The organism is Nocardia sp. NPDC047654 (assembly GCF_043205035.1).
Taxonomy (GTDB): domain Bacteria; phylum Actinomycetota; class Actinomycetes; order Mycobacteriales; family Mycobacteriaceae; genus Nocardia.
The window spans coordinates 1-14,701 of sequence record NZ_JBIDDF010000028.1; the positions used below are offsets into that span (position 1 = coordinate 1).

The window sequence follows — 14,701 nt, forward strand, 5'->3', positions numbered from 1 at the left end:
CCGAGATGGAGGCCGCCTACTACGCTCAAAACCCTGCCCAGCCATCCGCTGGGCTGTCACACCAATAGGTCTCCGGACTCGCCGGGGCGATTCAGGTGCGGCCGAAGTTGTTCGGGTTGCGCATCTGGCGGCTGATGCCGAGAGCGGAAGTGATTGCGTCCCAGCTGGCCGCGTGGTTTATACAACTCGATCATCAGGGGCGCGATCTCGCGACGAGCACGTGGTACAAGGTGGAAGTGGTGCGCATGCACTCGACGACGTGGATGTCCGCGGACCAACAGGCTCGCAGACACCGAGCGCTACCAGTGTGCAAGCAAGTGGGTGAACAGGTTTCGCCGCTTCGGCGAGCTGGGCCTGCTCGACCGATCCCCGGTGCCGCACCGGTCACCGACAGCGACACCAGCCGAGACCATCGTGCGGATCGAACAACTGCGACGTGAGCGCAAATGGTCGGCACGACGCATCGCCACCGAACTGCGCACTGAAGGCACGTCGGTCTCGGTACGCACGGTCAGCCGCCACCTGCACCGGCTGGGACTGAACCAGCGGCGGGTTCTTGACCCCGCCGGCGCATCGAACCGGGCACCGCGCCGCATCATCGCCCACCGTCCCGGCCACATGGTGCATATCGACGTGAAGAAGGTCGGACGCATTCCCGACGGCGGCTGGCGGGTGCACGGCAAGGGCTCCGGCCAAGACAAGGCCGTCGCCCGCACGAAGAAACGCGGCACCCGCACCGCACCATTCTCTCATCGAAGGCCGACTACCGGCCTTCACCCCGGTGAAAGCCCGAGGCTAACAAGGCCAACCCTTGGGTCAGGTAAGATGGTGCGCCGATGAACCTCCTACTTCGAGGCGAGCGCCGAGTCGATGCCAGCGATATCGGTGATCTTCCAGTTGTGCTCGCCGTCGATGGTCAGCCGGTAGGTTGCGGTCGAGTTGATGCCATCCGGCGCCTGGCTGTTCTTGGTGAGCACGTTGACGAAGCAGTCCACCGAGTATGCGCCGTTGGTCTCGGAGCGCACCTTCGCGGCGATCGGCTTGGCCGTCGAAGTCCACTGCAGCGGTGAAATGATCTGCTCCATCGAAATCGCCGCCTGGGTGAGCCGGTTGGACAACTCCGGGGTGGTTCCCTTCGTCAACCGGCCTCGCCAAGCGGTGAGGTCGTGGAAGTCCATTTCGGCTGCGCCGGTGGCGTAGTCGAGCGCGATCTGCTCGGCGTGCGACCGATCCTGGGACTGCTGATTCACCGCGGCCAGGTCGCTCGACTTGGCATGGACCTGCCACCCGAGCACCGCTACCACAGCGACCAGAACGACGACGGCGGCCGAAATCATCAGGGTCTTGAGCTGGATCGATGAGCCCGCGATCCTATTTCCCTGCGCGACCATCGCGTCGATCCGTGCCGGGCGCTTCGCCGCACCAATTTTTCTTGCATCGGATTCGCCTGCATCACCGAAAGTTTCGACGGCCTCTTCGGCCACGGGATCCTTCACAGTGTCTTTGTTCTCGCTGCTGTTCATGGTTATCGACGTCCGGGCTGTCATGTGTTCCAATCCGTTTCCGCAAATATTCGCCCCCGCCAACTGTTCTCGATCGGATCGCTCAGGATGGCCTCACCTCCCTGGAGTCGGGACATGGACAGTGACGCTGCCTTCCGAATCGGCCGCCGCGAGCGCCTCGTCCAGCAATCGCCCGACGTCGATCGTCTTCAGCGACGCAGCCCCGTTCTGCGCGGCGGGAAGCAGAGTCACCCCCAGCGTTAGCAAATCTGCAGCATTCTCGTCCGTGAACTTCTGGACTTCGGACACGAAAGGGACTGTTCCGTCCCTGTTGGCCGCAACCATCGGCTGCCAGTTCTTGATAAACGCGAAGAGATCCCACAGGTCGCTGAAGGATCTGCCCATCTTCGGGACAACCGGACCGGCGCCGCTGAGATCGGGGCCGATCCAGGAACTGTCCTGCAGCATCGTCTGAATGGCGGTCAACAGCTTGGTGAACGCGCCCGATTGCGTGGTGATCATCGAGGCCAGCAACCTGCCCGCCCGGTTCAGATCGTCCAGCACCTGCGCATCCTGCGGCAGGGCGACATCCATTTCGTGGAAGATCGCCCGGACCTGGTCTGGATCCACCTGTTCGAGCAGTCTGGTCAGGCGCGCGGACAGTTCCTTGATCGTCGTCGGCACGACCACCTTGCCGGTGTCAATGACCGAGTGGTCGGCCAGATGCGGCCCCTCTTCGGTGACCGGTGTGACCGCGATATAGGTCTCCCCGAGCGCCGAGAGGTTATCCACCCGATAGTTGCTGTCCAGCGGTACCCGATGTTTCTTGTCGAATTTCCACTCGACCTCGATCCTGTCGGCGGACGAGACGACCCTCGACACAGCGCCGATGTGCACGCCGCGCAACAACACCGGAGAACCGACGACAACGCCGTTGGTATCGGGCAGTGACATTTTGACGGTGTTCAGGTCGTGCAGCGCGTCCACCGGCATACCGATCTCGTACATGTAGCCGAAAGAGCCACCGGCGATCAGGGCCATGCCCAGCACCGACGCGACAGTGCGGTTGATCATCGCACGGCCCCCAACATGCGCAGCACGTTCTCGATATCACCGACCAGTTGATCACCGTTGGCTGCCTGCACGGACTGAATGTTCACCGACGGGCGCTGCGCGAACGGAAGAACCACGGTCCGCAGGAACGTTGCCATGTTTCCGGCCGCGCTGGGGGCCGTATCCCATATGCCCCGGCCATCGTGCGTTGTCTCCGAGAGCGAATTCAGCATCGGGACCATCCAGTTGCCGCCGACGAAGAGGCTGCCGATCGATGGAAGTCCTCTTCCGACCGCGCCGAACATCACACGCGCGGAGTAGTTCCAGTACTGCAATGCCCAGTCGTTCAGCAGTACCCGATTCAGCGTGGCGGAATTGTCTGCGACGACGCTCGAGGTGCGATCGAATCCGGCGAGTGTGCGGTCGATTTCGCCGGTGTTCTGCGACAGATCGTGCAGATCGCCGGTGATGACCGTGGACAGCTTGCGGATCTCGCTCTCGGCCGGCATGACGGTGTTCAGGCGCGACATCGCGTCCTCGATCTTCTGAATACTGCCTCCGTTGACGAAGTAGGCGAGCACGGCCAGCGTGTCCTCCAGTTGCGGGGGCGAGGTGGTGTCGCCGACCGGGACATTCCCGCCCGTCGGTAGGTACCTCGTATCCCCCTGCGCCGCAGTGCGATCCAGCCCGATGTAGGTGTCGCCGAGAATGGTGTCCTGCCGGATCGTGGCTTTCACGTTCGAAGGAACACGCACACCCGGCGACAGCGTGACCGTCACGGCGACATCCGAGGCGCCCAGGTCCACCCTGCCGACCCTGCCGATCGGCAAACCGTCCATCGTCACCGTCGCCCCGTCGGGCAGGTTCATCACACTCGCGAAGTGCAGCACGATGTCCGCACCACCGGAACTGGACTGGAAGCTCGGAATATCCTTGGGGCCCAAAGAACACCCGGCGGTCACCGCACCGCACAACAGGGCGGCGGCAACTCTCGGGACGAGTCGTTCGAAAGCCTTCATCGCTCTGCCTTCCCCAGCACGAGATCCAGCAACGGCATCGTGGGCACGGCGCCGGCACCTGTTTCGACGATCGGCTGCTGATACGTGACAGTCATCCCGTTCGCGTCCCGGGTCTGCTGCCGGATCACCGCGGTGACCGAGGGAATCACGCTCAGGAGCCCGGCGATGTCTTTCGAGCGAGTGGCCGCCAGGTGGATCACGTCGGTGACACTGCCGTGCATGAACGGCCAGATCTGATCGCCGTAGCGACGTTGCACGTCGTAGAGGGTCTTGCCGGTATATCCGACGCCCTCACACAATTCGATCACGCCCGGCAACAGGTCATACGTGACGGCGTTCACCACGGCCGGAGCCTGGTCGAGTATCGACCGAATGGCGGACCACCGCTGCAGCGCCTCCTCACTCAGCGGCGCCATGTTCATGATCGCGGCACCGATGTCCGAGATCAGCTGGTCCGGGCTGTCCATCGCCGCAGCCGCATGCCGCATCATTGCCTGTGCATCGTTCCCGTTGCCGTGCAGCGCGGTCTCCATGCCTGCCAACGCCCGCCGCAGACCCTGGCCGCCGTCCTCGGGCGCTATGGCCTCGATGAAGTCAGCGGCCGATCCCGTGATCTGCGAGATGCTCTTGGGCGTGAAACTATTGCCGAGCGCGATACATTTACCGGACGCGAGCTGAGAGCCTGATTTGTAGTTGCCGACAAGTTCCACACTACGATCGGCCAGCAGCGATTTCGACCGGGTCACCGCCTTCACATCCGCGGGATACCGGCGTCCATCGTCGAGGGAGAAGGTGACCTCGACATGATCCGCCTTCGGAACGATACTGGTCACCTTGCCGACCTTGACACCCATTTGAGTGACCGGGTTACCGGTGTACAGCCCCACTGCGTCGGGCATCTCCGCGCAGAACCCCGAGCCGCCACCGGACGAGGTGTCGGAGGTGGATACGTAGGCGATCCCACACGCCGCAGCGACAACTGCTGGGACCGCCATCGCCGCGATTGCCCTATTGGTTTTCTTGATCATGTCAGCACGTCCGCCCTGGTGTCGGAATACAGATGTCCGAGGCCAGCAGTCTGCCGCCGCCGATCGCCTTCAGACCGTCCGGCCCGAGCCATTGCTGCAACTGCGCCCGCAGCTCGGTCATCCGGTCCAGCGCCGGCCCCATTGTCTTCTGAAATTCGCCGATCGAGTCCCGTGTCCTGGTGATCGCAGCGAAGATCTCGTCCGAGTGGTTGAGATAGAACTTCATGAACGGCTCGACGCGACCGATGATGTCACCGAGATCCGCATAAGCCTGGTCGAACCCGGCTTTCGTGATGTTATACCTGGTAGTGACGATTTCCACCTGACGCAGCAACTCGAAAATAAAGTCGCGGCTCCGATTGAACGTCTGCATGTATTCCGCGGCCGTGTCCATGATCGTGCGGACCTGGTCACGCTGGTGATCCATCACGGTCGCAATGCTGTTCAGGCCGTCGATCAACGACTTGACCGAGGGCGCATTGTGTTGCAGCGCATCGGCGACCTGATCGATATTCGCTTGAATCGTACCGCCGTCGACCTTGTCGGTCACGTGCGGTGCGGCCTGCAGGAGATCGGCGATCGAATAGGGGACGGTGACCCGTTCAGGCGGGATGACGGCGTCCTTGTCCAGCGGCACGCTGCCGGACGGGATCAGCGTGACCGCGTACCCGCCCACCGGAGTCAGCATCCGTACGTCCACCGTAGTATTCGAGCCGACGAACACATCGCCCTTGATGTCAAGATCAACTCGCACGGTGTCGGGCTGGATCGACAAACTCGCGACCTTACCGACGCTGATCCCGGCAACCCGAACCTCCTCACCCGCGGTGAGCGCGGACGCGTCGGTCGTCTCGAACGCAATCGTCTTGCGTCCCAATGGATGCAGGTATAAACCGGTAGCTGCGACCAGTACCGTGATCGCGACTGCGACCACCATCAGACCCAGCAGTGTTTTGTTGCCGCCGATCCTGCGCAGCACGGACACCGCTCTGGACCGCAGACGAGCCATCAGTTCACTCAGTGCGCGTTGCATACCGTGACCTCACTGCCGTTCAGCAGGATCTGCACATCCGTCGGAAGTACTGCAATCCCGTTGCTGCATTTCACCGCGCCCGAACTGTTCTGGAGCGCGGGTAGTTGCAGCCCCGCGAACGCATTCGGCAGCAGGCGCAGGGCATCGGCCGCGGCCGAGATCGAGGGAAATGCCGAGTGCAGGAACCTGTCGACGTCCAGCTCGGGATCCAGTCCCAGATCGATAAGCATCTTGTCGATCGGCCGGGTGAATGCGGGCCCGAAGGCGGCGGCCTTGGTGAACTCGTCCAGCACTGTCATGGTCCGGCCGACCGGAATACTCATGGACTGCAGGAAATTGATGAGATCCGGGGATTTACCGCCCATCGTCTGGGATATCCGATTCAAGTTAGCGGTGAGAATCGAAATGACCTGCTCGCGGTCGCGCGCATAGTCACCCAGCTTCTGCACGCTGTCCATGATCGGCGCGAGGCCGTTGCCGTCGCCCTGCAGCATGGCGATGGCGTTCTGGGTGAACCTGTTCACCTCGTCGGTGCTCATCGTATTCAGCACCGGCTGAAGGCCGTTGAACAACCGGGTGATGTCGAACGACGGCTTGGTCATCGCGGTCGTCAGATGATCGGTCGGCGCACCGGGACCGTTCGGCTCGCTCATGTCGAGATAGCGGACACCGGTGAGATTCTGGTACTTGACGGCGAGCACCGTTTTATCGGTCAGTCGATGCGGCCGCGTCAGGGCCAGACCGACCTTCGCGATACTCTGCCCGTTCTGCCGGACCAGATCGATCGACTTCACCTTGCCGATGAGAACGCCCTTGATGCGCACATCACCATCGACGTGCAAACCAGAGACGTCGGTGAAATCGGCTGTGTACGAGGCAGTTGCGTCCGAGACCGGATTGCGGATGGCATTGATCGTAATGATGAACAGCAGTGCGGTCACGACTGCGACGATGGACAGCTGCACCACTCTGGTGATCATGCGGATGGACTGAGTCATCGCGGGGCTCCCGGCTGCGACGCGTGCGGAGTTCCGGTGAGCGCCAGCGGCGTGGCGAACGACGGCAGATCGTCGAGGATGACCCGCATGTTCAGCGTCTTCTCCCCTGGCGGGCCGGAGTATGCCTTACCGTATTGCTCCACGAGCCGGGAGAGCTTCGACGCCGCCGCACCGCCGTCGAGGAGATTCGGCACGGCGCTGGTCAGCGCCGTCACCGTTTGCGTCAGTGGAGTGAGTTCGCCCGAATGGCTCTTCAACAAGGTCCCGGAAGCGTCGAACAACCCACCCAGGATCAGATTCAGACCTTCGTTCAATTCGGACCACCACGCGTCACGATCCTCGGGTGAGAGGCCCCACGTATCTCGCTGCGTCTGGTTGTCGTACATGTTGTACAGCGCGTCGATGGCCTGCTGACTGAATCCGGGCAGCACCTCCAAGGTCCGATTCATGTCCGCGAGAAGGACACTCGGCATCGCCTGCTGCGTTTGGGCGATGCGATCGGCGAGTACGATGCCGGTCTGGATCATCGGCGTGAGACCATCGGTATAGCGAACGACCTTGTCGAGAGTCTGGATCATCGAGTCGGTCAGCGTGCCGTTGACCACGAGCGAGCCCTTCTCGATCATCGTCGACATGGTGAAGTCACCCGATGGCCTCCGGTCCAGAACCCGTCCGGAACTCAGGGGGCCGCCGCCGGCCTTGCCCACGAGATTCACCGCCGCGACGCCGAAGTAGTTCTCCGGCCGGAAATCCAGATCGAATGCGTCGGTCAGACCCGTGATATCGCCCGGCCGCAGCGACAGGTTCATCCGCACCGAGTTGTCCTGACGACGGGTCAGACCCTCGACCTCGCCAACCTCCTGACCACGCAGAATGACCTTGGTCCCGGTATATATGCCCGGCGCCACAGCTGGTACGTCAACAGCCAGATCCAGCGTGTCCGAAGTCTCGAACCGCGGATACACCCATTTGTAGGCGACGACCACGATGACGACGACCACGATGACGCCGATCGCGGTCACATTCAGGACCATGGCTTGGCGCGCACCCGTGCCTCGAAGGAAGTCCTGACTTCTGAACTTGCTCATTCCTATCCTTTGAAGATCAGGACCGGGCTCAATCCCCACAGAGCCACTGTCATCACGAAATTGAGCACAACAAGCATGACGAGACTCGCGCGAATAGCTCGACCGGACGCTGCGCCCACACCAGCCGGCCCGCCGGAGGCGAAATACCCGTAGTAACAATGGATGAGCGTGACGGCCGTGCAGAAGACCAGCACTTTGACGATGGAGGCGAGCAGATCCCCCGGACTCAGGAACATCCGGAAGTAGTGATCGTAGGTGCCCGCCGGCTGGGAGAAGAAGATCTTCACCACAATGCTGCCTGTGATGAAACTTACCACCAAAGCCATCAGATATCCGGGCAGGACCACCAGCATGCCGCCGATCAGCCGGGTGCCGACCACGAACGGAATCGCTTGCAGACCCATGGATTCGGTGGCATCGATCTCCTCGGAGATGCGCATTGCGCCGATCTCCGCGGTCATCCGGCAACCCGCCTGTGCGGCGAATCCGACTCCGGTGATGATCGGCGCGATCACCCGCAGGTTTCCGAACGATCCGATGATCCCGCTCATCGCGCCGAAGCCCAGCAGATTCAGCGCGATGAACGACTCGATCGCGACCACCGCACCAACCGCGATGCCCAGGAAGAACATCAGGCTCACTACGCCGCCATCCACGATCAACGACCCACTGCCCCAAGCCATCTGGTTCATGGTCTTGACCGTCGCCTTGTGGTAGTGCCGCACGGTCTTCGGCAGCAGATAAAGCGTCTTGGCGCTGAATACGACGATCTGCCCGATCTCGCCCAGCACCTCGGACACTCTGCGTCCGATCGACCGCGCGGACCGAACGACTACCGATCTCGGGGAAATTGGGAACATCATCGATAATCCGTTCATGATCACGCCAGATGCGCCGGGAAGAACATCTGCTGAAGCTGGCTGACCAGCAGGTTCATCATGAAGATGCAGAACACGCTGAGCACCACGGAGGCATTGACCGCGTCGGCGACACCCTTAGGTCCGCCCTTCGCTTCCAGGCCGCGCAGACTCGCCACCAGCACGACGATCGCAGCGAACAGCAACGCCTTGACTACAGCGAAGACCACGTCGGTGGGCTTAGCGAAGGCTCCGAACGTCTGCCAGAAGCTGCCCGGCACAACATGGTTGACCGTCGTCGAGATGACCAGGCCCGCTGCCACACCGGCCGCGATGATGACCGCGCAGAGCACCGGCGCGATCGCGATCATCGCCAGGAACCGCGGCATCACCAATCGCTGCACCGGATCCACGCCCATCACCCGCATCGCATCGATCTCCTCGCGGATCGAGCGCGCGCCCAGATCCGAGGCAATCGCCGAGGCTGCTGCACCACTCATCAGCATCCCGGCGGCCATCGGCGCGCCCTGTCCGACTACCCCCAGACCGCTCGCGGCGCCGGCTAGGGAGTTCGCCCCGACCTGATTCATAATTCCGCCCACCTCGACCGCGACCTCGGCGCCGATCGGAATCGCCATCAACAGCGCCGGCAATGCCGTGACCTTCAGCAGATTCCATGTCTGATCCAGAATTTCGTACAGCGGCAGCCGCAACCGCATGCCGTCGACGACCAGGTATCGCACCACCGCCGCGGTGAGTTCTGCGGATCTACCGATAGTTGCCAGTGAACGGATCGGCGCTTCGCGCAGATACGTCAGGAGGCCTGACCCGCCGCCCGGGCGGAGCTCTTCCGGTTCGCCGACCGATGATGCGTCGAGCCCGGGCGGCGATTGTCCGGCGACCGACGGCACCGTTGCAGTCATCGATCGCTATCCTTTCCACGTACTGGAACCGCAGGCTATGGGGATTTCAGGAAGCCTGCAGATTCGAAGCTAGAAGAGCACCCGCAGCTCTGCTGGAGAGCGGAAACTATGTCCGAGTATTTCCGGCGCGGCGAACGACGGGTCGAGCCGGATATCCGGTGCGCGATCCAGGAGCATGCCGACGGCTGCGGTGATCTCGACCCGTGCCACATGAAGTCCTATGCACAAGTGCGGGCCATACCCGAAACCGATGTGGGGTCGTCCACTCCTTGCTAGATCGAATGTTTCGGGGTCGGTGTATACATCGTCGTCGTGGTTGGCCGAGCCGACCCACGCAACAACACCCGTACCCGCCGGCACATCGATGCCTGCAATCGAAGTATCCGCTTTCGCTTGACGGAAGACCGCGACAATCGGCCCCTCCCACCTGAGTGTCTCTTCGACGGCCTTGGGCAACAGGTTTCGGTTCGCGACGACCGCGGCCCGCTGATCGGGATGCGTGAGAAGTGCCACCATCGTGTTCAGTGTTCCGCGCATGGCAGTTTCGGCGCCTGCCGCCAGCAGGGTTCCGAAGTAGGGCGTGATTTCCTCGGAGGTCAACCGGCGGCCGTCGACCTCGATGTCCACCAGATCCTGCATCAACCCAGGCCGGCTGTATTTGCCTGCGCGCCGCTCGTCCACCTCCTCACGCAGGAGATCGTGCAGGCGCACGGCACCGGCCATCGCGATCTCGGGGTGGGTGCCGAACAGCAGCGAGGACACCCCGAGTTTGAGAAACTCGTCCGCATTCTCCGGGCGAAGGCCGAGGAAGTGGTGCAGAACTTCGACCGGAAAGATCAGGGCAAAGTCTTTGACAAGGTCTGCCGAGCCAGCGGCGATCAGCTTGTCGAGCAGCTTGGAGATCGCAGGTTCCACGATTTCTCCGCGCATCGTTTCGGCGATGCGCCGTGCGAACGCGTCCTTCACCAGGCCGCGGTAGAACGTATGATCCGGTGGGTCCATCATCATGAAGCTGCGCCCATGCAATTGCCCGAGGGTGGGGAGATACACCTCGGAGGAGAAGACGGTCGGGTCCTTCAGTACGGCCGCGACTTCGTCGTAGCCGAAGACCGATACCACGGACTTGCCGACCGTCGACGCGGCAATACCGGCTATGGAGAACGTCTCGAATTCTTCCGTGAGTATGTCACCCGCGTAGACCGGGCTATTTTTTCGATAGCGCCGGAGCACCGAGTAGATATCTTTTGTCTCATTGCGTGCCTTGCCGGCCGCCTCCTCGAATGCGCCGAACACGTCGAAAGAGTTGAAGTCGGTCACCGGTGAAAATTCGGTCATGGGTACCCCTTGGCAGGATCGAAGATTTGTGAGGGTGAAGCGATCGTCATGCCTTGGAAGCCCTGGCGATCGTCTTGATTTCTGTGTATTCGAGCAAGCCTTCGATGCCTCCTTCTCGTCCGATTCCGGAGGCCTTGAATCCGCCGAACGGCCATGCCGGGTCGAGGAAGAATCCGTTGACGCTGCATGTGCCGACCCGCATCGACTGCGTGAACCGTTCGATACGTTCCGGGTTCGAACCGAAAATCGCCCCGGCCAGTCCGTATCCCGAGGCGTTGGCCAAATCGAGGGCCTCCTCGTCGGTGCCGTAGGGAATGACGACAGCGACGGGGCCGAAGATCTCCTCTTGCGCGACGCGACTGTCGTTAGACAAGCCGGAAATGATCGTCGGCTCCACGAACCACCCGGTGGTGAGACCGGCGGGGCGGCCGCCACCAACGCTGATGGTGGCGCCCTCTTCCCGGGCAAGCGCGATGTAGGACTCCACGCGGTCACGTTGACGCTCGGCGACCAACGGCCCGATGGCGGTCCCTTCCTCTCGCGGATCACCGACGGTCAGAGCACCGACGGCAGCGGACAAGGCAGCGACCCATTCGTCGTGACGCGATCGCGGCACGAGAACCCTCGTCAATGCGGCACATGCCTGTCCGTTGTTGAGGAACATGCCGGGAAGGAGACTGGGAAGCACCTCGGCCGGGTCGACGTCATCGAGGATCACGGCTGCGGATTTGCCACCCAATTCGAGGGCTACGCGGGTGAGGTTACGACCGCATACCTCCGCGATATCACGGCCCGCCAGCGTACTACCGGTAAAGGACACCTTGTCGACGCGTGTCGACGCGACAAGATGGGCTCCCGCCTCTCGCCCGGCCGGAAGGATGCTGACGACACCGTGCGGCAATCCCGCAGCATGGACCGCTTCGGCCACGACCATCGCATCGAGTGCCGTTTCCGGGGATGGCTTGATGACGATCGTGCAGCCGGCCGCGAGCGCCGGCGCGAGCTTGCTGGCGAGAAGATAGACAGGCCCGTTCCACGGGACGATCGCGGCCACCACGCCGACCGGCTCACGCACCAGCACGGAGTCCAGCCCGGACAACCCGGGTCGCGGCTCCCGCCAGGGCGCACTTTTGAGCAACCCGGCGTAGTAGTCGAAGAAGACCGCTCCGGCCGGGGCTTGGCCGACCGTGCTGAACGCGATCGGAGAACCGACCTCGGCAGTGATCAGATCGGCGAGCTCGGGTTCGCGCCGACGCAACTCCCCCGCGATCCGGCCCAGCACATCGGCCCGCTCCTCGAGCGTCGTATGCGGCCACGGCCCATGGTCGAAGGCCTCGCGGGCCACAGCGATCGCACGGTCGATGTCGTCTTCGGTGACAACCGGAACCGTGCCACACACCTGCTCGGTGGCGGCATCGCGTACTTCGAGTACATCCGATGAGGAGGCTGTGACCCACTCGCCCCCGATGAACAGGCCTTTCCAGGTCTTCATTGCAGATCTCCTTGAATACGGACCGATCGGCCCGGCTTACGAAACTCGGACAGCGGGCTCGACGAACCGGCTCGCCATCATCTGGATCGAGTGGATACGCGGGCGCTAAGGCGCCGGGCGGTCTCCCGGAAAACGAATCACACCTCGACCGATGATCCGGCCCGCACGCAAGTCGCTGTAGCCCTGCTCGAGGTTCTCGAAGTCGTACTCGGTGATGTCGATTTCGGCTTTACCCGCCCCCACCAGCTCGAAGAGTGCCTTCAGTTCCGACAACGAGCAACTGGCGGAGTTGAACACCACCGCACCGAATTGCGGCAACCCGAATCTGAACGGCAACATACCTCCGCCCGTGCCGACGAGTCCGATTGCACCGAGCGGCCTCACGATCCGCGACGACAACTCCAGCGTCGCGTCGATACCCACGAATTCCAGGACGGCATCCACACCGCGTCCCGAGGTGAGTTTCATGATTTCCTCGACCGTGTCTGGGCCGGAGACCACGCCCACATCCGCACCGCGCGCAATCGCGTTGTCCAGACGCTCCGCCAAATCGACCGCGATCACCGTCGCCGGCGTCATGAAACGCAGCAGCTGCAATGCGAAAGCACCAACGCCACCGACACCGACAACCGCGATATACCCGTTGTCACGTACGTGCGGCAGCACCCGATGGATCACACCATACGCGGCAGCACCCGCGTCCGCGGCAGGCGCGATGAGAAGATGGTCCAGCTCCCCGATCGGAAGAGTGTCCCGGCGCCGCGCCACCATATACGGTGCCAGACCACCGTCGCCCGCCACCCCATACCTCATAGGCCGATCGAGGCAGACATTGTCGTTGCCCTCGGCGCAATACTCGCAGGCACCGCACGAGCTCGAGGGCGACACCGCAACCGAATCCCCGATGCTCAGGTCACGAACATTGCTGCCGACAGCGGCAACCCATCCCACGTTTTCGTGCCCCAGCGTGTACTCCTCGGCAGGCTGCATGAAGCCGTGATCCATCAGTTCGAGATCCGTACGACAGATACCCGCAGCCGTCATCTGAATCAGCACATCATCGGGCCCCGGGACCGGAACAGGGATATCGCGCCACACACCGGCACCACCACCCGCCGGAACACGGTATGCCTTCATGCTGATCGGAAGGTCGGACACAACAAGCTCCTCATCTACTTACTGCCCAATCCGGCGATCCGCAATACGGAAGGCGGCCTGGCTGTGATCTGCATCGCACCATACTTACCGACAGACTGTGTTGGCAAGTAGTTGTTCGGACCGATCCGGATACGGTGGTAGTCAGATCCCCGCAGTGGCAGCCGATTCGCCACTCCGGACAAGGGAAGGAGAGGACTTTGGGTGGACGAGCTGTGTCCTCGGACGGCGTGAAACCGAGTGGGCCCGGGACACGTACCGGTCGGCCACGAGACCCTGCCATCGACGAGCGCGTACTGTCAGCTGCCCGGTTGGTTTATCGAGATGTCGGCCACGCGGGTTTCCACTTCGACGCCGTGGCCAAGGTTGCCCGCGTTTCGCGGGATGCACTCTATCGGCGTTACGCCAGCAGCGACGCACTGCTCCTCGCAGCTCTCGAGTATGCCCGATGGCCGGTATTCCGATACGAGAGCAACCGATCTCTTCGCGTCCAGCTGACCGATTTCGCCACCAATGTCTACCACTACTTCTCCTCGGTGGACGGAGGCGCGCACCTGCGGTTACACGTAGAGGCCAACCGGATCCCGGAGGTGTTCAGGGAGTACCGGCAAAGGCTGCTGGAGCCGCAGCTGGTCGCGATCATCCAAGCCGTAGACGCTCATGCGCGAGCCGAGGGCATGCACGATCTGGATGCCGGGGAGTTGATGCTGACACTCAGTGGGGCAGTGATGATGCGCGCCCTCGTCGATCAGGACACCGACAACGCTTCGCTTGACCCCATAATGGTCGACAATCTCATCGAGGGTGCATTGCGAGGCGCAACCTTCAGACGTTAACCGGGCCAACGCCGTGGCGGAGGTCGGTCGGGTAGCACGATCGGGTGTGGTTCGAACGCCGCGTGGCGCGAGATCAGTCGTGGCGCGAGATCAGTCGTGGCCGAATCCCGAGGAGCCTCGACCACGAGTCGTACCATCCCGCGAGTGGTGGTGCCCAGGCAGGTAGTGCGCATCTACCCGGAAGCCGCCCCACCGTGCGCTGCCGAGATCATCGAGCACACCGCACACGAGAAGCTGGGCTCCACTATTGCTGAACGAGCTCGTTCAGTATAGCCTGCAACAGCAAAAGCTGAACGGCCCAGTTCGTGAACTGTACCGACTGCATTTCAGCAGTTGGAAACTTCACGCAAGGAGCGTGCCCAAGGATGAGTACCGAGATCAC

13 protein-coding genes and 1 pseudogene are annotated in these 14,701 nt (G+C 62.4%); 2 read left to right on the forward strand and 12 right to left on the reverse strand.

The features are described from left to right. Positions 1–303 precede the first annotated feature (303 nt). Positions 304–738 (forward strand): annotated as a pseudogene (locus tag ACGF7Y_RS35260) (helix-turn-helix domain-containing protein); the annotation flags it as partial. 107 nt (positions 739–845) lie between these two features. Here ACGF7Y_RS35260 and ACGF7Y_RS35265 read toward each other — a convergent pair. The 12 genes from ACGF7Y_RS35265 to ACGF7Y_RS35320 form a co-directional block, all read right to left on the reverse strand. Continuing rightward, a complete protein-coding gene (locus ACGF7Y_RS35265) occupies positions 846–1,586 on the reverse strand; it encodes a hypothetical protein (RefSeq protein ID WP_393241932.1) in 741 nt (246 codons plus the stop codon). A gap of 30 nt (positions 1,587–1,616) precedes the next feature. Further along, positions 1,617–2,576: an MlaD family protein gene (locus tag ACGF7Y_RS35270; RefSeq protein ID WP_195066022.1), complete on the reverse strand. Its 960-nt coding sequence runs from the start codon at positions 2,574–2,576 to the stop codon at positions 1,617–1,619. Then, positions 2,573–3,499 (reverse strand): MlaD family protein, encoded by a 927-nt coding sequence (locus ACGF7Y_RS35275; protein ID WP_393241935.1) that lies wholly within the window; start codon positions 3,497–3,499, stop codon positions 2,573–2,575. Before ACGF7Y_RS35275 ends, ACGF7Y_RS35270 begins: the two co-directional genes overlap by 4 nt. A gap of 71 nt (positions 3,500–3,570) precedes the next feature. Then, a complete protein-coding gene (locus ACGF7Y_RS35280) occupies positions 3,571–4,602 on the reverse strand; it encodes an MlaD family protein (RefSeq protein ID WP_228819994.1) in 1,032 nt (343 codons plus the stop codon). A gap of 1 nt (position 4,603) precedes the next feature. Beyond that, positions 4,604–5,635, reverse strand: a complete 1,032-nt coding sequence (locus ACGF7Y_RS35285) for an MlaD family protein (RefSeq protein WP_195066020.1) — start codon at positions 5,633–5,635, stop codon at positions 4,604–4,606. Further along, the gene (locus ACGF7Y_RS35290; protein WP_195066019.1) at positions 5,620–6,633 is read right to left on the reverse strand and encodes an MlaD family protein; all 1,014 of its coding nucleotides are present in this window, start codon (positions 6,631–6,633) and stop codon (positions 5,620–5,622) included. The genes ACGF7Y_RS35285 and ACGF7Y_RS35290 overlap by 16 nt, the downstream gene beginning before the upstream one ends. After that, positions 6,630–7,721 carry an Mce family protein gene (locus ACGF7Y_RS35295; RefSeq protein ID WP_195066018.1) on the reverse strand — a complete coding sequence of 364 codons (1,092 nt, stop codon included), beginning with the start codon at positions 7,719–7,721 and terminating at the stop codon, positions 6,630–6,632. Before ACGF7Y_RS35295 ends, ACGF7Y_RS35290 begins: the two co-directional genes overlap by 4 nt. Before the next feature lie 2 nt (positions 7,722–7,723). After that, positions 7,724–8,584, reverse strand: coding sequence for an ABC transporter permease (locus ACGF7Y_RS35300; RefSeq protein WP_195066017.1), 861 nt, complete (start codon positions 8,582–8,584; stop codon positions 7,724–7,726). A gap of 17 nt (positions 8,585–8,601) precedes the next feature. After that, positions 8,602–9,501, reverse strand: coding sequence for an ABC transporter permease (locus tag ACGF7Y_RS35305; protein WP_195066016.1), 900 nt, complete (start codon positions 9,499–9,501; stop codon positions 8,602–8,604). A 69-nt stretch (positions 9,502–9,570) separates the two neighbouring features. Then, complete coding sequence (locus ACGF7Y_RS35310; protein WP_195066015.1) at positions 9,571–10,836, reverse strand: cytochrome P450; 1,266 nt, start codon at positions 10,834–10,836, stop codon at positions 9,571–9,573. A gap of 46 nt (positions 10,837–10,882) precedes the next feature. Further along, a complete protein-coding gene (locus ACGF7Y_RS35315) occupies positions 10,883–12,328 on the reverse strand; it encodes an aldehyde dehydrogenase (RefSeq protein WP_195066014.1) in 1,446 nt (481 codons plus the stop codon). Between the two features lie 105 nt (positions 12,329–12,433). Then, a complete protein-coding gene (locus ACGF7Y_RS35320; RefSeq protein WP_393241942.1) occupies positions 12,434–13,486 on the reverse strand; it encodes an alcohol dehydrogenase catalytic domain-containing protein in 1,053 nt (350 codons plus the stop codon). 308 nt (positions 13,487–13,794) lie between these two features. On the opposite strand from ACGF7Y_RS35320, the gene ACGF7Y_RS35325 reads away from it, so the two are divergent. Then, the gene (locus ACGF7Y_RS35325; RefSeq protein ID WP_195066012.1) at positions 13,795–14,319 is read left to right on the forward strand and encodes a TetR/AcrR family transcriptional regulator C-terminal ligand-binding domain-containing protein; all 525 of its coding nucleotides are present in this window, start codon (positions 13,795–13,797) and stop codon (positions 14,317–14,319) included. Positions 14,320–14,701: the final 382 nt, after the last annotated feature.

Coding starts and splice junctions, on each gene's coding strand:
- ACGF7Y_RS35300 (WP_195066017.1), bottom strand. CDS start 8,584: ATGATGTTCCCAATTTCCCCGAGATCGGTAGTCGTTCGGTCCGCGCGG.
- ACGF7Y_RS35285 (WP_195066020.1), bottom strand. CDS start 5,635: ATGCAACGCGCACTGAGTGAACTGATGGCTCGTCTGCGGTCCAGAGCG.
- ACGF7Y_RS35310 (WP_195066015.1), bottom strand. CDS start 10,836: ATGACCGAATTTTCACCGGTGACCGACTTCAACTCTTTCGACGTGTTC.
- ACGF7Y_RS35305 (WP_195066016.1), bottom strand. CDS start 9,501: ATGACTGCAACGGTGCCGTCGGTCGCCGGACAATCGCCGCCCGGGCTC.
- ACGF7Y_RS35280 (WP_228819994.1), bottom strand. CDS start 4,602: ATGATCAAGAAAACCAATAGGGCAATCGCGGCGATGGCGGTCCCAGCA.
- ACGF7Y_RS35290 (WP_195066019.1), bottom strand. CDS start 6,633: ATGACTCAGTCCATCCGCATGATCACCAGAGTGGTGCAGCTGTCCATC.
- ACGF7Y_RS35315 (WP_195066014.1), bottom strand. CDS start 12,328: ATGAAGACCTGGAAAGGCCTGTTCATCGGGGGCGAGTGGGTCACAGCC.
- ACGF7Y_RS35270 (WP_195066022.1), bottom strand. CDS start 2,576: ATGATCAACCGCACTGTCGCGTCGGTGCTGGGCATGGCCCTGATCGCC.
- ACGF7Y_RS35295 (WP_195066018.1), bottom strand. CDS start 7,721: ATGAGCAAGTTCAGAAGTCAGGACTTCCTTCGAGGCACGGGTGCGCGC.